The following is a 26,672-nucleotide window of genomic DNA, read 5'->3' as shown; positions in this document are numbered from 1 at the left end:
ATTGTAGCGTTATACTACAGTTCCTATTCTTTTTCTTGTAATGATTTATTTTTATTCAAAGCCCGATTGATCGGGATAAATAAAATAAGAGTATAGTGTTGTTTAATGTAACCAGGATAAGAAAAGTGGTACAATGACTAAACTTGCGCCAGCTGTTAGAAGCATGGATAAACTTGCAATTGTACCTTCCACTGGTCCGATTTCGAATGCTTTTGAAGTACCGGTACCGTTTGCACTAGTACCTAGCATAATACCTTTCGCGATGGCGGTTTTAATACGGCATATGCGAATAAGAGAAGGGCCTAAGAGTGCTCCAGTTAGTGCTGTAAGTACAACGAATACGGCTGTTAATTGTGACATACCACCAATCATTTCTGAGATTGCCATGGCAATTGGTGTTGTGACAATGTGCGGTGCTAAGCTATGTTCTAGTGATGAATCAATGTGAAAAGCATCTGCTAGAAGAGCTGAAGTAATAACAGATAATAATGAACCGACAATGACGTTAATTAAAATTGCACTCGCATGTTTTTTTAATAAATCAAAGTATTTATAGATGGGCCATGCAAAAGCTACGGTTGCTGGTTTTAATAGTTCAGTTAACCAATGGCCACCAGAATCGTATGTTTCATAAGATGTATCTAGTCCAAGTAATAACACGATTAAAACAATTGGACAAACGAGAAGCGGTGAAAGTATACTCCAATTCCAGCGCTGATATAGTTTCTTAGAAATCCAATATGTTAATAGTGTTAATAGTAAACAAAAAAAGCCGATCATTGTGCTGATCCTTTCCGCTTTAATAGCAGTTCTGTTAAGATTCCAGTGACGAGTGTTACACAAAGGGTACTAATCATGATAATCAAAATGAGATCGATACCATATTGTGATAATGTATCTTTGTAGCGGATAACAGCGACGGCAGAAGGAATAAAAAATAAAATAAGTTCTTTTAATAAAAAATCCGCTCCGTCTTGAATCCACTCTTTTTTCACCAAGTTAAATTTTAATGACATTAATAATAAAAAAATTCCGATAATACTTCCTGGAATTAGGAGGTGTGCCTGCTTTGTGATCCATTCACCTGTCCAAGCGAAACAAAATAATAGTAAGATTTGTCCGCTTAATTTCCACCATTTCATACAGTAACACCGCTTTCGATTTTTTTCATAAAAATTGTAAAAAGAATTAACAATTTCTACTATACGTCCTTTCAAAATATTTGTCTAATATATAAATTATATGTTATTAATTTATTATACATATTAATCGAAAAGGGGATCTCAAATGGAATTACGGCATTTGCAATATTTTGTTGTTGTAGCAGAAGAGCTACATTTTGGACGAGCAGCTGCTCGCTTACAAATGACACAGCCACCGCTAAGTCAACAAATTCAGCAATTAGAGAAAGAGATGGGAGTTACATTATTTTCAAGAACGAAGCGGAAAGTTGAGATGACAGAAGCAGGAGAGATGTTTTTAAAAGAAGTGAAAAAAGCATTTGATCAAATTGAGAAGGCAGTAGAAGTCGCGCAAAGTGCACAAAGGGGAGAAGTTGGATCACTTTCAATTGGATTTGTAGGGGCAGCGATATATGATATTTTACCGTCTATTGTTAGGGAGTATCGAAAGAAGTTTCCAAGAGTATCTGTTGCACTGCATGAATTATCGACACCGGATCAAGTTCATGCGCTCCATGATAATCGTATTGATGTTGGATTTTTACGTCCACCAATTAATACACAATTACTAGAATTAGAACCAATTCAAAAGCTTTCGTGTACACTATGTTTACCAAAAGCGCATCCATTAGCAGAGAAAGAAGAAATTCATATTGAAGATTTGCAAGATGAACCATTTGTATTTATAACAAGACCCGTTTGGCCTGCGTTATACGATACAATTTTATCGTTATGCAGGAATGCTGGATTTAGTCCACACATTGTGCAAGAGGCAACAGAGTATCAAACCGTTATGGGGCTTGTAGCTGCAGGAATTGGTATAACCGTTATTCCGGTATCGGCAAATAAGTTATATAAAACAGAAGTGGTGTACAAGGCAATATTTGATTCTAAATTTGTAGCTGAAATGTCAGTAGCATATCGGAAAACAAATAGTAATCCTGAGCTGTTAGAGTTTTTAAAAATTGCGAGAGAAAAAAAACGAATTGAAGTTGAAAATGATAAGTAAGGTGACAGAAATGTGATAAAAGAGGAGATGCTATTGTGATGCATCTCCTCTTTTTATTTCAATAATGAATAAGTAGACATGTTCATTTTCTTGAATTAATCGTTGGCGTGAGCTTTCATCTTCTATAGAGAGTGAAGATATATGATTTTTATTTGTTTTTATCCAAGCAGCAAGAACTGTTCTTTTATTATATTCTATTTTTTTAGAGCTGCTAATTTCTTCAAATGCAGACCCATTAATATTAGGTAAGCTATTTTCAGAAACAGTCATTGAACTATCGTCAATACCCATGAACCATTGCCAAGTCTCGTTGTTCGTATGTTGAAACATTTGTTGACCAACGGCTAATCTTATTTTTTTGTCTTTAAAGTCGGAAGAAGAAAACCCACCCATATCTTTTACCTTTTCTCCATTCTGGTAATATCCAATATTTGTAAATATTTCAACTTGTTTATGAGGAATGGTAACTTCATAAAAAGAGACATGTCCTTGTTGTAAGGGTAATAATTGCAAAAGCGCAGTTTCTTTTTCTGATAAATTATATGGTTTTACAGTTGTGTACGAGTTTATATTTTGTTGGACGCCGCAACTACTAAGAGAAGTAATCAATAAAATGATGCTGAGAAGTAGTGTTTTTTTCATTTAATCCCCCAATATTAATATATTAGATTTTTATGGGAATTCTTCTATTTCAATGTAACCTTAGACATAAAGTCATTTTTCTGCGACTTAAGACCTAGTAGAGACTCCGATTGTAGTTCGATGTTAAAAAAGTCATATTTTTATACACTAGTAGTATGGAATACTGGACGTTAAGAAGTAAGGTAGGGGAATCAATTATGTCTTTATTTCGGTTAGCAAAGAAAAATATACAAAACTATGCTGCCCAACGATTAAAGCAATTTATATGGATTGCAATGAGTACAATGCTATATTTTTTCATTATATCTATCCGATCTAATGAAGCGGTAATAGAAAAAATACAGCATATACCGTTTTTGTTAGCTACACTATATTATGGGGAAGTACTGTTGTTTTTTGTATGCACTGCTGTTGCATACAAAATGACAAAAAGATTTTTAAAAAATAGGAAACAAGAATTACTGTTGTATGAAACTGCCGGTATGAAAAAAAGAAAAATATTTTGTTTGTTATGTCAGGAGCAGTTTTTGATTTACGGTGGAGCGATTCTTTTTGGTTTTATTCATGGGATGCTGTTTTTGAAATTATTTACAGTGATTTTTATAAAGTTAATAGGAGTTCATGGAATAAATAGCGCACCGATTACGTTATACGCAGTATCAGTAACGACAGTGTTGATCGTTATAATCATCTTATTATCAATATGGCAATGTTATAAAATTATTCAAGAATTTAAATATGAACAATTAAATAAAGTCGAGGAAAAGGCATGAGGCATCATGTCTTTTTGTTCGTTTTACAGCAGAAAATAATCATGATACAGTGTAAAGAACTGAAAAAAGTGTTAGAGAGAAAGGTTGTATAAAATGGTAAATAAACAATCTATAGTGAGAGTAGAACAACTAACAAAGCGAATCGGCTCAAAGACATTAGTAGAAAATATAAGTTTTGAAGTAAAGAAAGGCGAAGTTGTTGGTTTATTAGGGCCAAACGGTGCCGGGAAAACAACATTAATGCGAATGATGGTTGGTATGATTCGCATGACGGAAGGTGAAGTCTGGATAGATGGTCAATCTGTAAAACAGCAATTTGAAAGTACAGCTGCAAAAATTGGTGCTGTAATCGAAAATCCAGAATTCTATCCTTTTTTAAGTGGTTATGAAAATTTGACATATTTTGGGCGTATGAATAGTAACGTTACAGAAGACCGTATTAATGAAGTTGTCCAATTACTAGGTATGGGACAGGTTATTGACCGAAAAGTAAAAGCATATTCACTTGGTATGAGGCAACGCTTAGGAATTGCACAAGCACTTATACATAACCCGGATGTACTTATTTTAGATGAACCAACAAACGGGTTAGATCCAAATGGTATCCATGAGATGCGTATGTATATAAAGAAAATTGCACATGAACAAGGAAAGGCCGTTCTTGTATCGAGTCATTTATTATCTGAAGTTGAATTAATGTGTGATCGCGTCATTATCATTCAACATGGAGAATATGTAACGACGCAAAGTATTCAACGAGATGGAAGTTTGGAAATGGAGACGATTCATATACGTGTTGATGATGTGAAGCGGGCAGCGGATCTTTTAACGTATGATGCTGTAATTCAAGATAATGAATTGATTCTTACTGTGGAAAATGAAGAAATTCCAAATGTGATTCGTACATTAACAGAAAAAAGTATTCGTATTTATCGTGTTTATGAAGAAAGAAAAACATTAGAAGAGAAGTTTTTAGAATTAACAGGAGGCAAGGATATTGTTTAATTTAGTTTATAACGAACTGTATAAAATCTTTAAGCGAAAGCGAACAATGATACCGTTTGTTGTTATTGCAATTTTAGTTATTGGTTTAGGATGGGTTTCTGTTAAATACTTTCCGTCTTTATCAGGAGATTGGAAAACAGAGTATACGGAGCGAACGGCAGAAATTGAAAAGAAACTTGGAAGTACGAAACAGGATATTATAAATCAAAAATCAGGAGATGAGCTCGTTAAAGAGTATCAGCTTAAAATCAAGCACTTAGATACGAATACACCACCTGCAGATGCTTCACCTCTAACTTTTATGAGAGATACCGGATTAATTGTTTTTCCGATTTTATTACCATTTATTCTTGTATATGCTAGTACAATTTTTGCAAATGAGTACAACTGGGGAACTTATAAATTCTTAATGATTCGCCCGGCGAATCGATTAAAAATTTTAACAGCGAAATATGTTGCGATTGTTATTTTTTCTGGATTACTATTTATATTTAATATGCTTTTCTCACTGTTATGTGGGTTTGTTATTTATAAGTTTCAACAGCCAGCATGGACGGAATTTATTGTACAAAATGGTAGTATTATTGAGCGGAATATCTTTGGTGATGTGAGCCAGTATTATCTATTAGAATGGCTACCAACTCTTGTGTATGCAGCGCTTGCTTTTATGATTTCTGTTCTAACAAGATCAAGTGGGGGTGCAATAGGTATTTCTTTATTTGTGGCATTATCTGGTGGAATCATTTTAATGCCAGCATCTAGATATGAATGGATGAAATTTTTATTACCGGCAAATACAGATTTATATGGAATATTACAACATGGAAGCGTAGTTTCAGGGATAACATTCCCATTTGCCTCTTGTATTCTGATGATTTATTTACTTGTTTTCCTAGGTATTTCCTATACTGTATTTTCAAAGCGCGATTTAACATAATAATAGATGGAAAAACCGTTAAGAAGAATGATCTTAACGGCTTTTTTATCGTAATTTGTTAATAGCTTCTTGAGCTAATAAAGCAAAATATTGTGCGCTTATAGGTAATGCTCCTTCATCTAATGTAAAAGCAGGGTGATGCCATTCTTGTGTCCCAGCCGTTCCCATAAAGACGAATGAACCAGGTATATTTTGTTGATAAAATGAAAAATCTTCTCCTGCCATAGAAGGTTTTGGTGAAATAATTTGGAGGCCCATTACTTGAGCAATATGGGTAGATAATTCTGTAAGTTTTATATCGTTATGAACGGCAGGAGGACCTGGATACCAATGCAATTTCGTTTCAACACCTAGTGCATCAGAAACCCCTTTAATAATACGTTCCATCAGTTCTGGTATTCTTTGGCGTGTTTCAGGTTGGAATGTACGAACGGTTCCTTCTAAAGTTGCTTTTTCAGGGATAACGTTCCATGTATTTCCTGAATGAATGTTTGTTACACTCACGACAGCGTTATGAAAAGAGCTTACATTTCGGCTTACAATTGTTTGTAGTGCCATAACAATTTGAGAAGAGGCAACAATTGGATCAACACCAGCATCAGGTACAGCTGCATGTGTTCCAACTCCTTGTATTTCAATCTCAAAACGATCAACGCCGGCCATAAGTGGTCCATCTTTTATACCAATTGTACCAACTGGTAAATCGGGCTTATTGTGCATACCAAAAATGGCTTGTACGTTTTCTAAATGACCAGCTTCTATTACTTTGCATGCTCCGTCTCCGCTTTCTTCAGCAGCTTGGAATATGAATCTAACAGTTCCATTAAGTGAAGATTCATTTTCTTTTAATAAGTAGGCAGCGCCGAGAATAGATGCTGTGTGAAAATCATGTCCACATGCATGCATTTTACCAGGATTTTTAGAAGCATAAGATAAATTAGTTTCTTCATGTATAGGAAGAGCATCAATATCAGCACGGAGCACAATAATTGGTCCATTCTTATCACCGGAAACTTCTGCGATTACGCCAGTTTTTAAATTAGAACTAATAATTGTGATGTTAGCTTCGTTTAACCAGTTCTGTATCGCTTTTGTTGTTTCTGTTTCTTCATAAGATAGTTCTGGATATTGATGTAAATGCCGGCGGATGGAGATTAACTTCTCTGTTAATTGATTTGTGATGGGTTTCATCTATTTTGCCTTCTTTCTCAGGATAAACTTCAATTTATATTTTAAGTATATTAAAATAAAAAATCTATTCATTAGTAATTATATAGGAGTTTAGTGTTTTTAATGAATCTGTAAGAGAAAAATAGCCCTTAAATTAATTTTGAAATTTTTCACATGTTATTATTTACAAGGAATTCATAAATACAAGATATACTAAAAAAGAGGTTTCTCAAATGAGAAGCCTCTTTTCGCCTATGCAGCAACTTTCTTATGTGTATGATGTTTTCGATATCGTCCGCGCATTGCATATGCAATTTGTGGAATTGCAATACCAACCAAGATAAGTGATACACCAAGCCATTGAGAAGAGAGTACCGCTTCTTTTAAAACGAATACAGACATAATTGTTGTAACAGGTAATTCGGCTGCACCAAGAATAGTGGCTAAGCCGGAACCGATTTTTGGAATTCCGATTGTAAAGGCGATTGATGGAATAACAATACTGAATGTTCCTAATCCTAAACCGTATTTCCAAAGTCCTTGTGAAATAGCCCCATTAAAAATAAATGTTGGTGGGAATACTACCATTACTAAAGTTAAAGCGCCAGCCATTAAGAGGACGCCTCTTGGTAATGAGGGCACTTCGACAGCGACCTTACCACTTACAAAAATGTAGGTTGCAAATGTAACAGCAGATAGTAAACCTAATATGATTCCAGTTGTATCGAAGTCACCTGCTGATTTTTCTAATAATCCGCTCGATAAGAATGTACCCGCAAGTAAAAAGAGAACAGAAATGATTTTTTCTCTTGACGGTAATGTTTTTGTTGCTACAGCTTCAATGATAATACCAACCCAAACGAATTGGAATAATAGTATAATGGCAATAGATGCCGGTACAGTTTTCAGTGAAGCATAATAAAAGATACCGGTAAAACTAGCTGATGTTCCAGCGACAAATAAAATAAGCATTTGTTTAAGTGGAACGCGGTGTCTAGAAAAAAGAAGAGTAATTCCAAGTAAAATAAACCAACCGAACAAATATTGACTACCAATTACTTCTCCAAGTGAAAAACCTTCTGCGTATGCAAGTTTAACAAAGATAGCTAAAATTCCATAGCTACATGCTCCTAATAAAACTAAAAGAGAATAACGAAGCATGAAAATTCCTCCCATCCTATATATTAAGTTGTTCCAAAACGGACATATATAACTAGATGGAAGTATACAAAATTAAAAATGAAGGGTCAAATGAAAGAAAAGTGTGATATTTTATAGCGTAATAATAAAAGTATGATATTTATGCATAATCTTGAAATTTATAATTATAGAAGTATTGTAAGATAGGGAACGAGTTGTATAAAGTTATCATTTAAAAAAAATATTTTTCACAGGAAATACCTAGCGTATAGGAGGAAAGTATACAAATGATTTGTTGTTTAGAAAAAGCTTTGATATGTTAATGAATGACAGAATATATTTATAATAGAAGGAAAATGAAACCGCTTCAGAAAGAATATATAAATCCATTTTGATTTTTCGACATATAAGCCATGGTTATGGATAACAAAAGGTGACTGCTACTTGTTTTCTCTTTTTGTTTTCACTTGGCATGGGGCAGGAAAAGGATCTGACCGCTTCTATGCATGGCGGGATGCTCTCTCCCACCTAAAAAGAAGGATTTTATTTCGGTTTTTTAATTTATATTTATATAGCAGTGTGCAGCTATTTTTTCTTATTAAAATGTTGTAAATAGTGAATTCATGAATTGTACATAGTATTTTCTTTCATTTTTGCTACAATATTGTAGAAGAGAGGAGTGAAACGATGCAAGATATTAATATTTTTTTAGCGTTTGGTGCGGGATTCTTATCATTTATTTCCCCTTGTTGCTTACCGCTTTATCCAGCATTTTTATCGTACATAACGGGAATGTCAGTTTCTGAATTAAAAGAAGAAAATGCGATGCTTCGTAAAAGAAGTATGATACATACGGCGTTTTTCTTACTTGGATTTTCAATTGTCTTTATCGCAATTGGTTTTGGTACGAGTTTTATCGGATCATTTTTCCAAGATTATAAAGATTTAATCAGACAGTTAGGGGCACTATTCATCATTGTATTTGGACTTGTAATTGTGGGGGTATTTAAACCGAAGTTTTTAATGCAAGATCGAAAATTTACATTTAAAAGTCGTCCTAGTGGTTATATTGGATCTATTTTAATTGGCTTGGCATTTGCTGCTGGCTGGACACCTTGTACAGGACCCATTTTAGTAGCTGTAATTGGACTGGCTACTACGAATCCAGAATCAGCAATGCTATATATGATTGCTTACATACTTGGATTTGCAATACCATTTTTTATACTTTCATTTTTTATTACGAAAATGTCTTGGATTAAACGACATAGTGGGACATTTGTGAAAGTAGGCGGATATATCATGATTGTTATGGGTATATTCTTATACTTTAATTGGATGACAAAAATTATAGCGTATTTCTCAAGTTTATTTGGTGGTTTCACCGGTTTTTAGTATTATCCTGTGAAAATGTTGGAAATACTAACAGAAAAGCATATAATGAAACTAGATTTTCATATTGCCACAAAAAAGGATGAGAAAGTATGAACATAGTTCTTTTGTCGAGTATTGTTGCCGTTTGTATGGCTGTTGGTGCGATGTTCATTCGTTTAAAAGCAGCGAAGAAACCTGCAACATTGAAAAAAATCATTCTCCCACCATTTTTTATGAGTACGGGAGCATTGATGTACATTTTTCCGGAATTTCGCCTAACGCCAGCAGAAGTGTTAGAAGCAATCGGTGTAGGTTTGTTTTTCTCAATTTTTCTTATTAAAACATCTAAATTTGAAGTGCGTGGACAAGAAATTTATTTAAAACGCTCCAAAGCTTTCGTATTTATTTTAATTGGTTTGCTCGTGGTACGTATTGTCTTTAAAACATATTTAAGTCAATCGCTTGATTTAGGGCAAATAAGTGGTATGTTCTTCTTACTTGCTTTTGCAATGATTGTATCTTGGAGAATCGCAATGTATCGCTCATTCACGAAATTGCAAAAGGAAATGGAAAAAGAAGATGGATTTTATAATGAGAAAGATATGAAATTAACGTAAAAAACCTCAAGATTCCTTGAGGTTTTTTATTATGTTAACCGAGAAGTTCCCCTCCTCTAAACGAAGTGAAGGTAGGGGTAGGTCAATTAGCCAGCAGTGATTGATAACGGGAATAGTCAATTTGCTTTTCTTGTAATTTTTTAATTAAAAACTTATGATCTCGTTTTGGAGTTGCTACAATATATCCTTTAATAATTAAATCTTCAGTTATTTTCGTGGCTTTTTCTTTTAACGCTAGCTCTCCGATTTTACCAGCAATTTTAGATCTTGCGACATCGCGGAAAAGTTCAGGGACTGGACTTACAAGTTCTTCTAATAATTGTTTTTGCTCATCATCCCATAAATGCCGTGTGTGATCGATATAGTGTTGTTCCCAATCTAAAATAGACATGCCGTCTTCTTTCGGTAGGCGTTTTAAGAATTTTCGGAACATGAAATATCCACCAATAGACATAAGGCCTAGTAAAATAACAGTCCAAGTAACAATAAACCAACTAAACCATCCTTCGAGCAAGTGTATCCCCCCTTTGCGATAGCAGTTTTCCTTTACTAGTATTATAATCGGTGAAATTGATAGAAAGCAAGAACGCTTGGCCATTTTGACCAAGCGTTCTGAATTAAACGAAGTATAGTTGTTCAACACGTAATAGGTCATTATCATCTTCTAAATATTCAATAATAAGTGTGCCGACTTTACGATCTTTATCTTCAGTTGTGAAAATAGAGTAAGAAGTAAAACGTTTTGTTGATAGGCCGCTAATATGTGTAGGCAGAGAAATGTAGTCGTTATCGCGGAAAAACTCCATGAGTTCAACATCTTCAAATTGTTTTCGATCTACTGCTTGATTTGTGTAGCGACGTTGTAGTTGTTTTAAAGATTCGTTCCAAGAAATTACTTTTGTATCGTATACCATTTGTTCTATCTCCTTACTATATGTAATTATTCAGAACGTATGTTCTAATCTAGTATACCCTGTTTCTAATAAAAGGGAAAGCAAAAAATAATGTAAGCTTGGATTTCCAAGCTTACATAAAAGGCGTCCATAATCATCTCTGTTTTTTATTATAAGCTAGATAGAAATAGGAAACAAGGTAGGGAGTATTTTGTTGATAGTTTATAAAATTCCGTTTATTGTAAAAAAGAGGTTTATTTTAGTGGGAAAGGGTAAAAGAAATGACGTATATAATTTCACTTCAAGGACCAATGGCAAGCGGAAAAACAACGTTAGCAAGAAGATTAGAAAAGCATGGATTCCCAATATTGTATGAAAACCCTTATGGAATTGTAGAAAAAAGAAAAAATTTAAATTTGGATATTTACACAAAAGAGGGATTTATTACAAATCAAAGGATGTTTATTGAAGCGAAAATAAAAGAAATTCAGAATGCGCGAGGGCGTATTGTGATATTTGATCGTGGTTCAGAAGATATTGAATTTTATACAATATATTTTCCGAAATTGATAGGGATGGATTGGGATATTGAAAACGAACTAAAAGATGAATTGTATAAATTAAGAAGATGCCGTTCAGATGCGATTTTTTATTTGGATGTTTCTAAAAAGATATTGCAAGAGAGAAAGAAGAATGATAATACGAGAAGACGCAGTACGTTTGAAAAACAGCTAGAATTAGTAGAAATAGAAAAACAATGGTATAAACAATTTCCGGTTACATATGTGAATACTGATGAAGTGACAGTAGAGGCAACAGAGGTATATTTCATGAAATGGGTGAAGGAGAAAAGCATATGAAGAAATTGCTCTTAAACAAGGGCTTTAATATAGAGTGAAAGGTCATATTAATTCAACGCTTCTAATGGTATTCTAGTAAATTCATGTGAGGAGATGAAGGCCATTATGATACTAAAAAAGTCAATCTCCTATTGGAGATCGACTTTAAAGCTTTTCTTCAAGAAAAGCATCTGTTTAGCTTAATAACTAAGACTTTATTGCATCTATAATTAACGATGGAAAAACAAGTTTATCCCCTTGATTTCGTGGATCATATTTTTTTGAACGAAAAATAACCCCATCGACTCCATCCCACTCATTGTAATGAAAACTCCCCTCTTCGTCACAATATTCAAGTAATTTCACTTCGAATCCAACAGTTTCAAAGATTTTCCTTAAAATTTCATAATTATGAACTATTTTATGACTAGCTGCGGGATGGTCTTTAGGTCCAGGTCCCCCAACTTGTACACCCTCTTGGTATTCTTCATCTGGGAAAAATGCATCAGGAACGGCGCATCGAATATAACCACCATGCTTTAAAAATTCATAACATACTTTCGCCGCTTCTATGCCTTCTTCATATGATAAATGTTCCCATACATGCTCCGCTAAAATTACCGCTAAAGAATTAGGATCAAACCTTTTTATCCAATCTCCTCTTTTTAATAAATTCAATTCTTCCTCATTTGTATGTAACCAGCCAGGATTATTATTATATTCCCCTGCACCAATTACCAGCTTAATTTCCTTTTGTTTTATAGCCAACAGTTTCACCTCTTGTATTTTTATCTATTGTTATATTTATAATGTGTAATTTTCTTCTTAGGGTATCGCCATATCAACATCAACCTAAGATAAATTTGAAGAATTTGTTATAAAGTAGATTCAAACTTATTTTGTACACCGATAAATAGCAAGTGTTTTTGGATCACGCCATACTCCACCATGAAGAGATAATTCATTTTCTATTTCAATGGTCAGCCATTCTTTCATTTCTGAATGAAGATGAATGTCATCAGGTATGTTTAAAGATGGAAACATACTAGAGATATAGTTAACGATAGGTGTAGCATGATGAAATAGAAGTGCATTATGAATAACTGTTTCCTCCACAGTTTGAAAAACAGATTGTAATAATTGTTTTCCGTTTTCTAAACAAAATGGAGAAGCTGATGGTGAATTTTCGGGTAAATCGAATGAGACTAACATTTTGTTACACATCTCATCCATACGGGGTAATGAGATTTTGGAATTTGTCGTGGCTAGGAACCTGCCTTTAGGAAAAATTACTTTATGGAATCTTTGAATTGTTTTTTCAACATCCGTCATGTGATACAGCATATGTCTTGCGATGATCCAATCATAAGAATCAGCTGGGAAAGGAAGTTTGGTAGCGTCTCCAAGTTTCCATTCAATATTTACATGTTGCTGTGCTGCATTCATAGCAGCTTCTCGCAGCATAGTTGTAGATTGATCCAGACCAGTGAGATGTCCCTTATGATCGTTTTTTTGTAGCAGTGCAAGGAATTTCCCGTTAGCGCATCCAACCTCTAATATCTTTTCTGTTCCTTGTAATTGTAAATGCTCAATTACAACTGCATCTAAGTCTACTCGTTTTTCTTCATATTTTTTATGGGTATCAATCCGTGTTTGAAGATGATTACTTACAGCGTATTGTCTTTTTACGTCATTCATTTTTTCTGATTCCACCTTTATGCAAAATTGCTGAATAGCATGTGTTAAAACATCTGTTTTATTTAGGCCTTCATAATGAAGTGTTGCTTCAAATCTTTCTAGTAATCTTTCGTCAATTCGAAAGTGAATATCTTTTCTCTTAACCAATTTTGGGTCCCCCTTACAGCTGTTAGTGAGACTATAGCACGCTTTAGAATTTTCTGTAAATAAAGTGTGTACACAATGGTAACAGAGTATTGAAAAAATTATTCAAATAATTATTCAAATAATCGTTTAAACTATTGACGATTAAACCGTTTTCATATATTCTTAAATTAAGTAATATTCAAACAATTCACAAGAAATGAGAGAGTCACATGCTTCTTCAAGGAACACATCGAATTGGTCGTATGGCTATGTTGTTGGCGCTTGCGGACGAGAATGAAAGCCTTGTATTATCCATTCCAAAAGGTTGGAAATATTGTACTGGGAAAGTTGGTTCTATGAATTCGCAAAAGGTTGTCGCAGCAATGGAAACAGCGGCTAAAAGCAACCAAGTTATTGAAACAGACGTTTACAGAGAAACGCATGCACTTTATCATGCAATCATGGAAGCTTTGTACGGAGTGACGAGAGGTCAAATTCAGTTAGCAGACGTTCTTCGTACGGTAGGTCTTCGGTTTGCAATTGTGCGCGGTACACCATACGACGGGAAAAAAGAAGGCGAATGGCTTGCTGTTGCACTTTATGGAACGATAGGTGCGCCTGTAAAAGGATCTGAGCATGAGGCGATTGGTTTAGGAATTAATCACATATGATTTGCCCATAGTCTATTAGTTAGAAGGGGGCCTTGCTTTTTGGGACAGAAGTCTGTCTTAAAAAGGTAAGGTCCCCTTTTGCTCTTTTAAGGAGGAAAAAGGATGATTACGTTAACAGGACATTCATTGACAGTAGAAGAAATGAAACGTTTGTTGTTTGAAGGGAAAGGGGTAACAGCTTGCCCAAACAGCATGAAAAAAGTGGCTGAGTGCCGTGAAGTTGTAGAAAAAATCGTAGAGGATGGAAAAGTTGTTTACGGTATTACAACTGGGTTTGGAAAGTTTAGTGATGTACTCATTCAGAAAGATGATGTAAAGGCACTTCAACATAACTTAATTCAATCACATGCATGCGGAATTGGCGATCCATTCCCTGAAGAAGTATCGCGAGGAATGTTGATTTTACGCGCTAATACGATGTTAAAAGGTGTATCTGGTGTTCGTCCACTTGTTGTAAATAGGCTGTTAGAGTTTGTAAATCGTAAAATTCATCCAGTTGTCCCGCAGCAAGGTTCATTAGGCGCGAGCGGTGATTTAGCTCCATTATCCCATCTTGCTCTTGTTCTATTGGGAGAAGGTGAAGTGTTCTATAAGGGGAAACGCGTTCATGCGATGGTAGCTCTGACAGAAGAAGGACTAGAGCCAATCGAATTAGAAGCGAAAGAAGGGCTTGCGTTAATCAATGGTACGCAAGCGATGACAGCGCAAGGAATCCTTTCTTATATCGAAGCTGAAGCGATTGCTTATCAATCAGAATTAATTGCTTCAATGACAATTGAAGGATTGCGCGGCATTATCGATGCATTTGATGAAAATGTGCATAAAGCACGTGGCTATAAAGAACAAGTGGAAGTTGCAAAGCGTATTCGCGATGTACTTCAAGATAGTAAACTTGTAACAAAGCAAGGGGAGCTTCGTGTACAAGATGCATACTCACTTCGCTGTATCCCGCAGGTACATGGTGCTTCTTGGCAAGTTTTAAATTATGTTAAAGAAAAATTAGAAATTGAAATGAACGCAGCAACAGATAATCCACTTATTTTTGATGGAGGAGAAAAAGTAATTTCTGGTGGGAACTTCCACGGACAACCAATTGCGTTTGCAATGGACTTTTTGAAGGTCGGGATGGCAGAACTTGCGAATATTTCTGAACGCCGTATTGAACGTCTTGTGAACCCGCAGTTAAATGATTTACCACCATTTTTAAGCCCGGAGCCAGGACTCCAGTCTGGTGCAATGATTATGCAATATGCGGCAGCTTCACTTGTTTCAGAAAATAAAACGCTAGCTCATCCAGCAAGTGTTGATTCGATTCCATCATCAGCTAACCAAGAAGATCATGTAAGTATGGGAACAATTGCTTCACGTCATGCACATCAAATCATTCAAAATGTAAGACGCGTTCTTGCAATTGAAATGATTTGTGCAATGCAAGCGGCGGAATATCGTGGTATTGAAGAGATGAGTACAGTAACGAAAGCGTTTTATCACCAAGGACGTCAGCAAGTACCGTCAATTACAAATGACCGTATTTTCTCAACAGATATTGAAAATATTGCACATTGGTTAAAAACAAGTCGCTTTACATTAGAACGATTGGATGTAAATGCAACACTATAAAAAGGGAAAAGGGAGAGATTAAAATGGAAAACGTAAAACAAACAATTCGCGCGCCAAGAGGAACAGAATTACAAACTAAGGGCTGGATTCAAGAAGCAGCCCTCCGTATGTTAATGAATAATTTAGATCCTGAAGTAGCTGAAAAGCCAGAAGAATTAGTTGTATATGGCGGCATTGGTCGTGCAGCTCGTAACTGGGATAGCTATCATGCAATTGTTGATTCGTTAAAAACATTAGAGAGTGATGAAACATTACTTGTTCAATCTGGTAAACCAGTTGCAATTTTTAAATCACATGAAGATGCACCACGCGTTCTTCTAGCAAATTCAAACTTAGTACCAAAGTGGGCAAATTGGGATCACTTCCGTGAACTTGAGAAAAAGGGTCTTATGATGTATGGACAAATGACAGCTGGTAGCTGGATTTATATTGGCACACAAGGAATTTTACAAGGAACATATGAAACGTTTGGAGAGGCAGCACGCCAACATTTTGGTGGCTCATTAAAAGGTACATTAACACTTACAGCTGGTTTAGGTGGTATGGGTGGTGCACAACCTCTTGCTGTTACGATGAACGGTGGGGTAGTCATTGCTATTGATGTAGATAAGCGCAGCATCGATCGCCGTATTGAAAAAAGGTATTGTGATATGTACACAGAATCTTTAGAAGAGGCACTAGCTGTTGCGAAAGAATATAAAGAGAAGAAAGAACCAATTTCAATTGGACTATTAGGAAATGCCGCAGAAATTTTACCAGAGCTTGTGAAACGTGATATTACGCCAGACTTAGTGACAGATCAAACGTCTGCACATGATCCATTAAATGGTTATGTTCCAGTAAGCTATTCATTAGATGAAGCGGCAAAACTTCGTGAAGAAGATCCAGAACGCTACGTACAATTATCAAAAGAAAGCATGAAAAAACATGTAGAAGCAATGCTTGCAATGCAACAAAAAGGTGCAATTACATTTGATTATGGTAATAACATTCGCCAAGTTGCTTTTGATGAAGGGTTAAAAAATGCATTTGATTTCCCAGGATTCGTTCCAGCATTTATTCGTCCATTATTCTGTGAAGGAAAAGGACCATTCCGCTGGGTAGCACTTTCTGGTGATCCAGAAGATATTTATAAAACAGATGAAGTAATTTTACGTGAATTTGCTGATAATGAGCATTTATGTAACTGGATTCGTATGGCACGTCAGCAAGTTGAGTTCCAAGGTCTTCCATCACGTATTTGTTGGCTTGGTTACGGAGAGCGTGCAAAATTCGGGCGTATTATCAATGAAATGGTTGCAAACGGTGAATTATCAGCACCAATCGTTATCGGTCGTGACCATTTAGATTGTGGATCTGTAGCTTCACCGAACCGTGAAACAGAAGCAATGAAAGATGGCAGTGATGCAGTAGCGGATTGGCCAATTTTAAATGCATTAATCAATAGTGTTAATGGTGCAAGCTGGGTATCTGTTCACCACGGTGGTGGCGTTGGTATGGGGTATTCACTTCACGCTGGAATGGTTATTGTTGCAGACGGAACAGAAGCAGCGGGAAAACGCATTGAACGCGTATTAACTTCTGATCCTGGAATGGGAGTTGTTCGCCACGTTGACGCAGGGTATGACTTAGCTGTTGAAACAGCAAAAGAAAAAGGCGTTAACATTCCAATGATGAAATAAGGAGGAAGAAACATGCTGGACATTTTACTAACGAATATCGGTCAATTGCTAACAATGGATCAAGAAGATGGCTTGTTAAGACAGGAAGCGATGAACACGCTTCCTGTTATCGAAAATGGTGCAGTGGGTATTGAAAATGGTATTGTTACTTTCATTGGCACAGCGGAAGAAGCAAAAGGGTTGCAAGCAAAAGAAACCATCGATTGCGAAGGGAAAATGGTTTCTCCAGGGCTTGTTGATCCGCATACGCACCTTGTATTTGGTGGATCTCGTGAAAATGAAATTGCTCTTAAATTACAGGGAGTGCCGTATTTAGAAATTTTAGAGCAAGGCGGCGGTATTCTGTCAACTGTGAATGCAACAAAACAAGCATCGAAAGAAGAGCTCGTACAAAAGGCGAAGTTTCATTTAGATCGCATGTTGTCATTTGGTGTTACGACAGTGGAAGCAAAGAGTGGCTATGGATTGGACGATGAAACAGAGTGGAAACAATTAGAAGCGACGGCACAATTGCAAAAAGAGCATCCAATTGATTTAGTTTCAACATTCTTAGGAGCACATGCAGTTCCAAAAGAGTATAAAGGAAAATCAAAAGAGTTTTTACAATGGATGTTAGAGTTATTACCAGAGATGAAAGAAAAACAATTAGCTGAGTTTGTTGATATTTTCTGTGAAACAGGGGTATTCTCTGTAGAAGAATCGAAAGACTTTTTATTAAAAGCAAAAGAACTTGGATTTGATGTGAAGATTCATGCAGATGAAATTGATCCACTTGGCGGTGCAGAAGCTGCAGCAGAAATTGGTGCGGCATCAGCGGACCATTTAGTTGGAGCATCAGATAAAGGGATTGAAATGCTAGCGAATTCCAATACAGTTGCAACGTTACTCCCAGGAACGACTTTCTACTTAAATAAAGAAAGCTTTGCACGTGGGCGTAAAATGATTGATGAAGGTGTAGCGGTTGCGTTAGCGACGGATTTTAATCCAGGTAGTTGCCCAACTGAAAATATTCAACTTATTATGAGCATTGCGATGTTGAAATTGAAAATGACACCAGAAGAAGTCTGGAATGCTGTAACAGTTAACTCAGCGTATGCGATCAATCGCGGCGATGTTGCTGGGAAAATTCGTGTTGGACGTAAGGCTGACCTAGTTTTATGGGATGCATATAATTATGCGTATGTACCATATCATTATGGTGTGAGTCATGTAAATACAGTATGGAAGAATGGTAATCTTGCATATACAAGAGGTGACAAAACGTGGAGCAAGGCCACTATTTAAAGAAAAATGCAAAGTTTATTGATCGTGAAGTAACGAAATGGAGTGATATGATTAAAGGCTGGGAAGAGGGAGAAGAAATCTTTGGTGCAGCATTAATTGGCGCACCGCTTTCTAAGCCGTCTATTAGTCATTCTGGTGCATGTTTTGCGCCGAAAACCATTCGCGCAATGCTAGATGCATATAGCACATATGCGATTACAGAAGAGCATGACATGAAAAAAAGTGTCTTGTATGATTGTGGTGATATTACCATGCATGTTACAGACATAAAAGAAAGTCATGCTCGTATTGCTAAAACGCTCGGCAGTTTGACGAAATTGAATCCACAAATGGTACCAATTATTCTTGGAGGAGATCATTCCATTAGTTTTCCTAGTATAAGTGGTTTTGCAAGTAGTAAAGGGAAAGTTGGCATTATTCAATTCGATGCGCATCATGATTTGCGTAATTTAGAAGACGGAGGACCGTCTAATGGAACACCATTTCGTAGCTTACTAGAGAATGATGTGATTGCAGGAAAACAGCTTGTTCAAATTGGTATTCGTAATTTTTCCAATGCTCGTACGTATCATGAGTATGCAAAAGAACATGGTGTCACAGTATATACAATGAAACATGTTCGCGAGGTAGCGATTAAAGATATCATTACAGAAAGCATTGAGATTTTACGTAGACAAGGAGTTACAGCTATTTATGTTTCTGTCGATATGGACGTATTAGATCAAGCATTTGCCCCAGGTTGTCCAGCAATTGGCCCAGGTGGTATGGATAGTACGACTTTACTCGATGCGATTACGACACTTGGTCAAGAACCACTTGTTCAGGGTATGGACATTGTAGAAATTGACCCAACACTTGATTTTCGGGATATGACGAGTCGTGTAGCTGCACAAGTTATTATGAGTTTCCTATTAGCAAGGGAAACGGTTAGTAAGCAGGTTAGTATATAGGAAAAAAAGTCTTTCCTAATCTGTAATATTAAAGATAAGTGATAGCATATGAAGGTTTTTAAAGCTAATATCTTGTCTATCCTGTTGCACATTATATTAAAATGGTACATCACTCTTATATGTAGTGGTGTACTTTTTGTTTTATAAGATTTCTAAATGACCTCATTTCCTATAATAGTAACACAAACTAGTTAAGTATTTATAAGAACTCTTGCAAGGATGGGAATAAAAGCATGTCAAAAAATAGGAGTACCATACAAGAAAAGATATAAGAGTAAACTGGTTTTGTATAAGGAAAAACGAATCTACGTTTTAACCGAGATTTCAGAATGCAAGTAGACAAAGAACAATAATCACCATATACATCCCTTGATTAATATAATGCATTATTTAGGTGGTGAATTAGAGTTTTGAACCCGAAATGCATAGAGGTTTCTGATGAAGGAATTGTAGAATAAAAAGGATAGTGTTTTTCGCAAATTGAACTTTGTTTTGCTAGTAATGGGAAGTTGTTTTTATTGAATTATTATTATTATTTCTCAATCTTATTTTTCAAGAGGAAATAAGTTGACGCGAAAAATAATTTTGTGATATTATAAAAATTTTGCTAAAAAAATAAATGTATGTTAAGCTTGAGAAGGTTACCATATATGGAGGTGGATTATTTGTTTCAAATTGGCGATAATATTGTTTATCCAATGCAAGGGGCAGGTATAATTAAAGCCATAGAAGAAAAGGAAATCTCAGGAGAAAAACAACAGTATTATGTCATAAAAATGTCGGCCAGTAATATGGAAGTAATGATTCCTACGGGAAAAATATTGAGTTCAAATATACGACCAGTTACGGATATAACGGCATTAACACACATCATAGATATTTTTCAGCATGGAGAATCAGATAGATTACTTACGTGGAAACAAAGGTATAAAGTGAACACAGATAAAATAAAAACGGGTAAAATACAAGAAGGTGCTGAAGTTGTACGTGATTTAATGCGTATGCAGAAAGAAAAAGCACTTAATGCAAGCGAAAAGAAAATGTTAGATAACGCACATGAATTTTTGATTAGTGAACTGGGATTGATTAAAGGTATCACAGAAAATCAAATGAAAAGCTTTTGTTAAGGTTCATTATAGATAATGTATTACATCCCAAAAAAAGATTTTGAATTTTTTGGGAATATAATTATAAAGAATCAATCATTTCAAAGACATTCAACTCTTTCAAACCACTTTTAGAGCATTAACCTCTTTTGTTATTTCTACAATCTAATCCATTTTTATTTTTTAATTTCTTTTACGAATGTTCGAAATTTTATTAAATGACTCGATAAAATAGTTACTTGATTTTTGTAATCCTGATTCACACTGGCACGGACAAGGAGCCGTAAGGATGAAAGAGAGGTAGGGCTTTCATTGTTTTAGGTATATATAAGTTATTATTTCTAGAAGAATAATTAATCAATCTCACTTCTATCGTTAAGAATTTTTCACATCTGAGGAGATAGTAATTATTTATCTTCTTTGCGTAAAAAAGATAAATAAATTGCTAGCGTCATATGGTCAACTATAAAAATGGTTTCCTAATTAGGAAACCATTTTTAATTTTATCTACATAACAATAATCAATTGAGAAGTAAAAAAGGAGTACAGCTATGGAGAAATGGGTATTATCGATGTTTAATATACGGATATTCTACAATAAGGGCGTGTAAATTGACGTTGTTATATAGGAGGAATTATGATGCGTGTATAGTTAGTTTTTTAATGATTTATTGAAATAATATTGAATTAAGGGGGAAACAGGATGGCAAGTTCAAATAGTAAAGCAGCAAGTATATATGGAGGCACGAATATAAACAATTGGGGATCTTTTCAAAATATTGAAGAGACAAAGCTGTTTAATCCAATTCAAATGGGTGCTTGGTCTCTTCGGAATCGCGTGGCAATGGCACCGATGACGCGTTGTTTTGCTAATGATGAAACAGGAGTAGTTGGAGCTGACGTAGTCCAGTATTACCGTAAACGTGCGGCAGATGGTGTTGGTCTAATTATTACGGAAGGAATTATAATTAGCCCAAGAGCGAAAGGGAATCCAGGTGTCCCAGGTATTTATACCGGGGAGCAAATTGATTCTTGGAAGTTAGTAACAGATGCAGTACATAAAGAAGGTGGAACAATTATTGCGCAAATATGGCATGTAGGACGTATGAGCCATCATGAACTAACGGGTGGATTCTTACCACAAGCACCTTCTGCGATTGCTGCTCAAGGAAATGTCCCACGTTTTCGGAAGCCTTTTGATAAGCCAGAAGCGATGACGATAGAAGAAATTCAAGAGACTATCGAACAGTATGCGCAAGCTGCTAGGAATGCGATAGAAGCAGGCTTCGATGGGGTAGAAATTCATGGGGCACATGGGTATTTAATTGATCAATTCGCTTATGAATTTGCGAATCATCGAAAGGATCAATATGGCGGAGACTTAAAACAAAGGTTAACGTTTATGAAAGAAGTATTACAAGCTGTTATAAGTGCAGTTGGTGCAGATAAAACACTTATTCGTTTTTCTGCATTTAAAGGTGATAATCCTAGCTATATGTGGGAAGATCCTGAAGAGGCAATTCAAACTTTCGTAGAGATGTTCCATGAAGTAGGACTAACGATGATCCACCCTTCCACAATGAATTATACGCAAGTTATAGCTGACGGAAAAAACTTACATCAATTAGTTCGTAAATATTGGAATGGTATAATTGTAGGAGTGGGGAATTTAAATCCAAAAGAGGCAGAAGAAGCACTACAAGAAGGAACAATTGATGTAGCAGCATTTGGTAGACCATTGATTTCTAATCCGGATTTTGTTCATCGTGTTAAACGCGGGGAAAGTTTAGAGGAATACGATGCAAAACAACATCTTGCTACATTGATATGAATAATAATAAAAGAAGAGCACATAAGGTGTTCTTCTTTTATTATGTAAGCAAAAAATATAAGAGAATGGCATGATAGGGGGGAAGCGAAAATGAATGAAACGCTACTCGTTATTATTAGTATATTATTATTGTTAATCTTGCTGTTCATTATCTTTTTTATGGCTACATTTTTTATTAAGAAACGAACACATCATTCTATATTGAAACTCCATCCGTATCTAGGAAGGATGCGTTTTTTACTGGAGAAGATAGGGCCTGAATTTCGGCAATATTGGTTTGATAATGATACAGATGGAAAACCTTTTTCACGTTATGATTTTCAAAGTGTAATGTTTTTAGCAAAATATCGATCTGAAGTTCTAGGTTTTGGCTCGAAACGGGATTTTGATGCATCTGGATATTATATTGCAAACACTCTATTTCCAGTTCTTACAGAAGAACTCAATGTGGACCTTTCTGAAGAGCGTGCTGCAAAAAAATATGTAATTCATAAAGAAGGTGTGTTTTCTAGAAAAGAAAAATTAACTGCAGATGAAACAAATCTTTGGCTATATGAAGAAGATGATGCAATTGTAGTTGGAGAGAATCGTAAATTTCCATGGAAAATATATGGAATGTTTGGGGCATCTGCTACTTCTTATGGTGCAATTGGTGAAAATTATATTTTATCTACAGGATATGGATCAAAAATGGCAGGGGGGTCATGGATTAATACAGGTGAGGGTGGTGTAATTCCAGAGCATATACAAACAGGTGCAAATATTATTGCTCAAATCGGTCCAGGTTTATTTGGATATCGTGATGAAGAGGGGAATTTTTCAATGGATGAGTTCGTAGTTAAAGCTAAAGAGCCGAATATTAAAGCATTCGAACTGAAATTTGGGCAAGGTGCAAAAATACGCGGTGGACATTTAGAGGGACAAAAAGTGAATCGGAAAATAGCTGCTGTTCGAAAAGTAAAAGAAGGGGAAACGATAAATTCGCCAAATCGTTTTGCGTTTTTACATCATGCTAAAGACGCCTTACGTTTTATTCATGACTTGCAAGAAAAAGGTGGTAAACCAGTTGGAATGAAAATAGTTATCGGGCAACAAAAACCGCTAGAAGAGTTATTACAAACGATGAAGGAATTGAATATTTATCCAGATTTTATTACAATTGATGGCTCGGAAGGAGGTTCTGGTGCCACTTATAAATCGATGGCAGATAGTATGGGGATACCACTTATACCAGCACTCATTACGTTTGTTGATACAGCCTGTCGTTTTGATGTTCGAGATAAGTTGAAAGTTTTTGCATCGGGAAAATTAGTAACACCCGATAAAGTAGCAATAGCCTTAGCAATTGGTGCCGATGCAGTAAATTCTGCGCGCGGATTTATGATGGCAAGTGGATGTATTATGGCACTTCAGTGTCATTCCGGACAATGTCCTTCGGGGGTTGCGACAACGAATCCACATTATCAAAAAGCATTAGACCACAATGAAAAAAAGTGGCGCGTGATGAATTATATTGTGAGCATGAGATATAGTTTGTTTGCGTTATCAGCAGCGGCAGGGGTGAAAAGTCCACGGCATTTAACAAGGGATCACATTGTATTTAAAGATGAAACAGGTAGAGTTATTCCGTTATCGAAATTATTTCCAGTAGTAGGTGAAAAGTGAGAGAAATAGCGCGAAACATTAGATCGTTGGTGTTGTGGCAGTCATTGCTTGGGTATGAATTCCAAGTCTAAAAGAAATGATGTATGAAATGGTACCAGGATTTTCGTCAAGTTTACTAGCTATGATAATAGTCAGCTTGCTAACAAATGAATTTGAAAAAGTTGTACATCACGAATTTGATGAGATGTAAACAATACTGGAGCAAGCGACAGAATAAAATATTAGTAAATTACTATAAAAAGAGTAAATAGAAAGATCTATTTACTCTTTTTCCATTTCGTTATTATTTGGTAGCGGTGAGATGGGTAATCGAATATCTACAGTTGTTCCTTTATTTAACTCACTTGAGATTTGAAGTTTACCGTAATGTTCTTCGATTATTTTGTAGCACATCATTAAGCCTAATCCAGTTCCTTTTTCTTTCAAACTATAAAAAGGTTCTCCTAAACGAGAAATACGATCTTCTGGAATGCCACACCCCTCATCTATAATACGGATTAAAATGAAATTCTCATCTACTTGCTTTGTTTGGATGAAAATATTTCCTCCGCGAGGCATGGCTTCAATCGCATTTTTAAGTACATTAATAAAGACTTGCTTTAGTTGATTACCATCACATTGAATTTCTGGCATAGTCGAAAGATGATCCATAATAATATGTGTACTATGCATGATGGCGGTAGGTAAAATAAAGGTTACTACTTCTTCAATTAATGATTGGATTTGGTGAGAATGAATAGATAACACTTGTGGCTTAGACATTGCCATAAATTGACTTGTAATGGATTCCATTTGTGAAATTTCGCTTAGCATAACATCTATATACCATTTGTTTTGTTCGCTAATATCGGGTTGCAATAATGTTAAGAATCCCTTTAAGGCCGTTAACGGGTTGCGGATTTCATGAGCGATTCCTGCTGTTAGTTGTCCGACTACTGCTAATTTTTCAGATTTTCGTAGTAATTTTTCTGTTTTCTTTAATTCAGTAACATCCCTGCCCATAACAATAAGGCCTTTTCGTGAGCCATCAGGATGGAAGAGTGGAACTTTTGAAAGATCCAAGATAAGGTTGGACGTACTTTTATGAATAATAAATTCTTCGCCATGAATAATTTTCTTTTGTTGCCATGCGAGTTCATCAATTTGTTCACAATGTAAAAATGCTTCGCGGTACGCTTCATTATATTGAACGAGTTCACTATCTTTTTTTCCGTGATAAGGAACATCATGAAAATCAAAGCAAGAAAGTGCGTAATCATTTGCTTCAAGCCAGCGCCCTTCATGATCTTTAAAGATGACAAAGGCAGGCATTGAGTCCATCAATGTGCGCAATCGTTTTTCGCTCTCTTTTAACATTTTTTCGATTCTTTCAGATTTCTCGAGTGGCTTCATAATTGCATATACACCTGAGAGATGCTTTTGAATAAAAATAGGGACTAATTTTGTAACTACATCTATTTGATATCCATCTTTATGGTGGATAGAAAGTATGTATTCCTCTTGATTATCAGCTGTAGTATTTTTTATAAATTGCAGTACTTGATCAGAAATATGTGCTTCTATAATAGAAGTAATTGTTTTTCTTTCTAATTCCTCTGAAGTATATCCCAATATTTTTTCCGCAGAGGGATTAATATGTAATATGATTCCTTGTAAGTTCAATGAAATAATACCATCAGGATTATGTTCAAAAAGAGATGCGTACATTTCTGTTAAAGTACAATTTTGAATATGATTTCGCAAACGGCGGGGTATAGCCGAATGACGACTTTTTTGAATAGATGAGAACTTTTTCCGACTCATAATTTTTCCTCCGTGCAACTAGCATCTAAAACAGATTCAATACCTATTATAAATATAATATATGAAAAACATTATATATTTCTATAAAAAACAAATTTACAGAATAATGTGCATTTTCATTCTTTTCGATTAAGTTGTTATTAAAACACCTTCTTCATTATAGAACAAATGATATGCCTGTGGCTGTTAAGTAAATCTTATGGAGTTTTATAAAATTTATATAAGTTATTTTTAAAGCAGTATACTATAAAATGAAAATATAAAGGAGGAGAGAGATATGGCAGGTTATATTCAAGGGATTGACCATGTACAAGTAGCAGCACCTGTAGGGTGTGAAGAAGAGGCAAGAGACTTTTATGGATATAAAATAGGTTTAGAAGAAATTCCGAAACCAGAAGAATTAAGAAAACGTGGTGGTTGTTGGTTTCGGTGTGGAAATCAAGAAATTCATATAGGAGTTGAACAAACTTTTTCTCCGGCTAAAAAAGCGCATCCAGCTTTTTATGTTCAGGGGATCGATGAATTTAAGGAAAAACTAATCGAGCAAGGGATTCAAGTCATAGATGATTATGCTCGTCCAGATATAATTAGATTTTATGTTTCAGATCCATTTGGGAATAGACTAGAATTTATGGAGAATAAATAAAAAACTAGGT

General features: G+C 35.4%; 26 protein-coding genes and 1 pseudogene. 17 read left to right on the top strand and 10 right to left on the bottom strand.

Annotated features, from left to right (window positions below; genetic code table 11):
* Positions 1-102 precede the first annotated feature (102 nt).
* On the bottom strand, positions 103-780 hold the full coding sequence (locus ORL93_RS20050; RefSeq protein WP_033796326.1) for an LrgB family protein: 678 nt from the start codon (positions 778-780) through the stop codon (positions 103-105).
* The gene (locus tag ORL93_RS20045; protein ID WP_006095612.1) at positions 777-1,142 is read right to left on the bottom strand and encodes a CidA/LrgA family holin-like protein; all 366 of its coding nucleotides are present in this window, start codon (positions 1,140-1,142) and stop codon (positions 777-779) included. The genes ORL93_RS20050 and ORL93_RS20045 overlap by 4 nt, the downstream gene beginning before the upstream one ends.
* Positions 1,143-1,287: 145 nt before the next feature.
* On the opposite strand from ORL93_RS20045, the gene alsR reads away from it, so the two are divergent.
* Positions 1,288-2,190, top strand: coding sequence for an acetoin biosynthesis transcriptional regulator AlsR (gene alsR, locus ORL93_RS20040; RefSeq protein ID WP_006095613.1), 903 nt, complete (start codon positions 1,288-1,290; stop codon positions 2,188-2,190).
* A gap of 30 nt (positions 2,191-2,220) precedes the next feature.
* Here alsR and ORL93_RS20035 read toward each other — a convergent pair whose 3' ends face one another.
* Positions 2,221-2,832 carry a hypothetical protein gene (locus ORL93_RS20035; protein WP_098160900.1) on the bottom strand — a complete coding sequence of 204 codons (612 nt, stop codon included), beginning with the start codon at positions 2,830-2,832 and terminating at the stop codon, positions 2,221-2,223.
* 197 nt (positions 2,833-3,029) lie between these two features.
* Here ORL93_RS20035 and ORL93_RS20030 point away from each other — a divergent pair, with 197 nt between their 5' ends.
* The 3 genes from ORL93_RS20030 to ORL93_RS20020 all read left to right on the top strand — a co-directional run bounded on the left by ORL93_RS20030 (position 3,030) and on the right by ORL93_RS20020 (position 5,547).
* On the top strand, positions 3,030-3,605 hold the full coding sequence (locus ORL93_RS20030) for an FtsX-like permease family protein (RefSeq protein ID WP_098149120.1): 576 nt from the start codon (positions 3,030-3,032) through the stop codon (positions 3,603-3,605).
* 93 nt (positions 3,606-3,698) lie between these two features.
* Complete coding sequence (locus ORL93_RS20025; RefSeq protein WP_141556362.1) at positions 3,699-4,610, top strand: ABC transporter ATP-binding protein; 912 nt, start codon at positions 3,699-3,701, stop codon at positions 4,608-4,610.
* Entirely contained in the window at positions 4,603-5,547 is a 945-nt protein-coding gene (locus tag ORL93_RS20020; RefSeq protein WP_098160899.1) for an ABC transporter permease, read from the top strand. The genes ORL93_RS20025 and ORL93_RS20020 overlap by 8 nt, the downstream gene beginning before the upstream one ends.
* 45 nt (positions 5,548-5,592) lie before the next feature.
* On the opposite strand, the gene ORL93_RS20015 is transcribed toward ORL93_RS20020, so the two are convergent.
* Both ORL93_RS20015 and ORL93_RS20010 read right to left on the bottom strand, forming a co-directional pair.
* The gene (locus ORL93_RS20015) at positions 5,593-6,738 is read right to left on the bottom strand and encodes a M20 peptidase aminoacylase family protein (RefSeq protein WP_006095617.1); all 1,146 of its coding nucleotides are present in this window, start codon (positions 6,736-6,738) and stop codon (positions 5,593-5,595) included.
* 231 nt (positions 6,739-6,969) lie between these two features.
* On the bottom strand, positions 6,970-7,878 hold the full coding sequence (locus ORL93_RS20010; RefSeq protein WP_098160898.1) for an EamA family transporter: 909 nt from the start codon (positions 7,876-7,878) through the stop codon (positions 6,970-6,972).
* Between the two features lie 666 nt (positions 7,879-8,544).
* On the opposite strand from ORL93_RS20010, the gene ORL93_RS20005 reads away from it, so the two are divergent.
* Positions 8,545-9,252: a cytochrome c biogenesis CcdA family protein gene (locus tag ORL93_RS20005; RefSeq protein ID WP_003199170.1), complete on the top strand. Its 708-nt coding sequence runs from the start codon at positions 8,545-8,547 to the stop codon at positions 9,250-9,252.
* 89 nt (positions 9,253-9,341) lie between these two features.
* A complete protein-coding gene (locus tag ORL93_RS20000; RefSeq protein ID WP_098160897.1) occupies positions 9,342-9,848 on the top strand; it encodes a CcdC family protein in 507 nt (168 codons plus the stop codon).
* An 82-nt stretch (positions 9,849-9,930) separates the two neighbouring features.
* Here ORL93_RS20000 and ORL93_RS19995 read toward each other — a convergent pair whose 3' ends face one another.
* Together ORL93_RS19995 and ORL93_RS19990 are read right to left on the bottom strand one after the other, a co-directional pair.
* On the bottom strand, positions 9,931-10,362 hold the full coding sequence (locus ORL93_RS19995) for a DUF2621 domain-containing protein (protein ID WP_006095618.1): 432 nt from the start codon (positions 10,360-10,362) through the stop codon (positions 9,931-9,933).
* A 103-nt stretch (positions 10,363-10,465) separates the two neighbouring features.
* Positions 10,466-10,762, bottom strand: a complete 297-nt coding sequence (locus tag ORL93_RS19990) for a hypothetical protein (RefSeq protein WP_003199164.1) — start codon at positions 10,760-10,762, stop codon at positions 10,466-10,468.
* 260 nt (positions 10,763-11,022) lie between these two features.
* Between ORL93_RS19990 and ORL93_RS19985 the strand changes: the two genes are divergently transcribed.
* On the top strand, positions 11,023-11,601 hold the full coding sequence (locus ORL93_RS19985) for an AAA family ATPase (RefSeq protein ID WP_098160896.1): 579 nt from the start codon (positions 11,023-11,025) through the stop codon (positions 11,599-11,601).
* A 186-nt stretch (positions 11,602-11,787) separates the two neighbouring features.
* Here ORL93_RS19985 and ORL93_RS19980 read toward each other — a convergent pair whose 3' ends face one another.
* Entirely contained in the window at positions 11,788-12,348 is a 561-nt protein-coding gene (locus ORL93_RS19980; protein WP_097793884.1) for a class I SAM-dependent methyltransferase, read from the bottom strand.
* 126 nt (positions 12,349-12,474) lie between these two features.
* Positions 12,475-13,425 (bottom strand): class I SAM-dependent methyltransferase, encoded by a 951-nt coding sequence (locus tag ORL93_RS19975; protein ID WP_265959395.1) that lies wholly within the window; start codon positions 13,423-13,425, stop codon positions 12,475-12,477.
* A 209-nt stretch (positions 13,426-13,634) separates the two neighbouring features.
* Between ORL93_RS19975 and hutP the strand changes: the two genes are divergently transcribed.
* From hutP to ORL93_RS19930, 9 genes and pseudogenes are all read left to right on the top strand, one after another.
* Positions 13,635-14,075, top strand: a complete 441-nt coding sequence (gene hutP, locus ORL93_RS19970) for a histidine utilization transcription antiterminator HutP (protein WP_018781470.1) — start codon at positions 13,635-13,637, stop codon at positions 14,073-14,075.
* 102 nt (positions 14,076-14,177) lie between these two features.
* A complete protein-coding gene (gene hutH / locus ORL93_RS19965) occupies positions 14,178-15,695 on the top strand; it encodes a histidine ammonia-lyase (protein ID WP_098160895.1) in 1,518 nt (505 codons plus the stop codon).
* Positions 15,696-15,718: 23 nt separating this feature from the next.
* Positions 15,719-17,377: a urocanate hydratase gene (hutU, locus tag ORL93_RS19960; RefSeq protein ID WP_097793881.1), complete on the top strand. Its 1,659-nt coding sequence runs from the start codon at positions 15,719-15,721 to the stop codon at positions 17,375-17,377.
* A 12-nt stretch (positions 17,378-17,389) separates the two neighbouring features.
* Entirely contained in the window at positions 17,390-18,661 is a 1,272-nt protein-coding gene (gene hutI, locus ORL93_RS19955) for an imidazolonepropionase (RefSeq protein ID WP_006095624.1), read from the top strand.
* Positions 18,640-19,611: a formimidoylglutamase gene (gene hutG, locus ORL93_RS19950; RefSeq protein WP_097793880.1), complete on the top strand. Its 972-nt coding sequence runs from the start codon at positions 18,640-18,642 to the stop codon at positions 19,609-19,611. The genes hutI and hutG overlap by 22 nt, the downstream gene beginning before the upstream one ends.
* Before the next feature lie 665 nt (positions 19,612-20,276).
* Positions 20,277-20,738: a CarD family transcriptional regulator gene (locus tag ORL93_RS19945; protein ID WP_170957047.1), complete on the top strand. Its 462-nt coding sequence runs from the start codon at positions 20,277-20,279 to the stop codon at positions 20,736-20,738.
* A gap of 682 nt (positions 20,739-21,420) precedes the next feature.
* A complete protein-coding gene (locus tag ORL93_RS19940) occupies positions 21,421-22,548 on the top strand; it encodes an alkene reductase (protein ID WP_097793879.1) in 1,128 nt (375 codons plus the stop codon).
* 90 nt (positions 22,549-22,638) lie between these two features.
* On the top strand, positions 22,639-24,213 hold the full coding sequence (locus tag ORL93_RS19935) for an FMN-binding glutamate synthase family protein (protein WP_097793878.1): 1,575 nt from the start codon (positions 22,639-22,641) through the stop codon (positions 24,211-24,213).
* Between the two features lie 22 nt (positions 24,214-24,235).
* A pseudogene (locus tag ORL93_RS19930) lies at positions 24,236-24,403 on the top strand (sodium:proline symporter); the annotation flags it as partial.
* Between the two features lie 71 nt (positions 24,404-24,474).
* On the opposite strand, the gene ORL93_RS19925 reads toward ORL93_RS19930, so the two are convergent.
* A complete protein-coding gene (locus ORL93_RS19925) occupies positions 24,475-26,016 on the bottom strand; it encodes a BA3702 family sensor histidine kinase (protein WP_003199139.1) in 1,542 nt (513 codons plus the stop codon).
* Between the two features lie 277 nt (positions 26,017-26,293).
* Here ORL93_RS19925 and ORL93_RS19920 point away from each other — a divergent pair, with 277 nt between their 5' ends.
* Positions 26,294-26,662, top strand: a complete 369-nt coding sequence (locus tag ORL93_RS19920) for a VOC family protein (protein WP_098160892.1) — start codon at positions 26,294-26,296, stop codon at positions 26,660-26,662.
* Positions 26,663-26,672 lie beyond the last annotated feature (10 nt).

Source organism: Bacillus sp. DHT2 (assembly GCF_026241455.1).
GTDB classification, from domain to species: Bacteria; Bacillota; Bacilli; order Bacillales; family Bacillaceae_G; genus Bacillus_A; species Bacillus_A pseudomycoides.
Note: the sequence above shows the minus strand (reverse complement) of the source record. Positions and strands in the feature narration are given on the sequence as shown.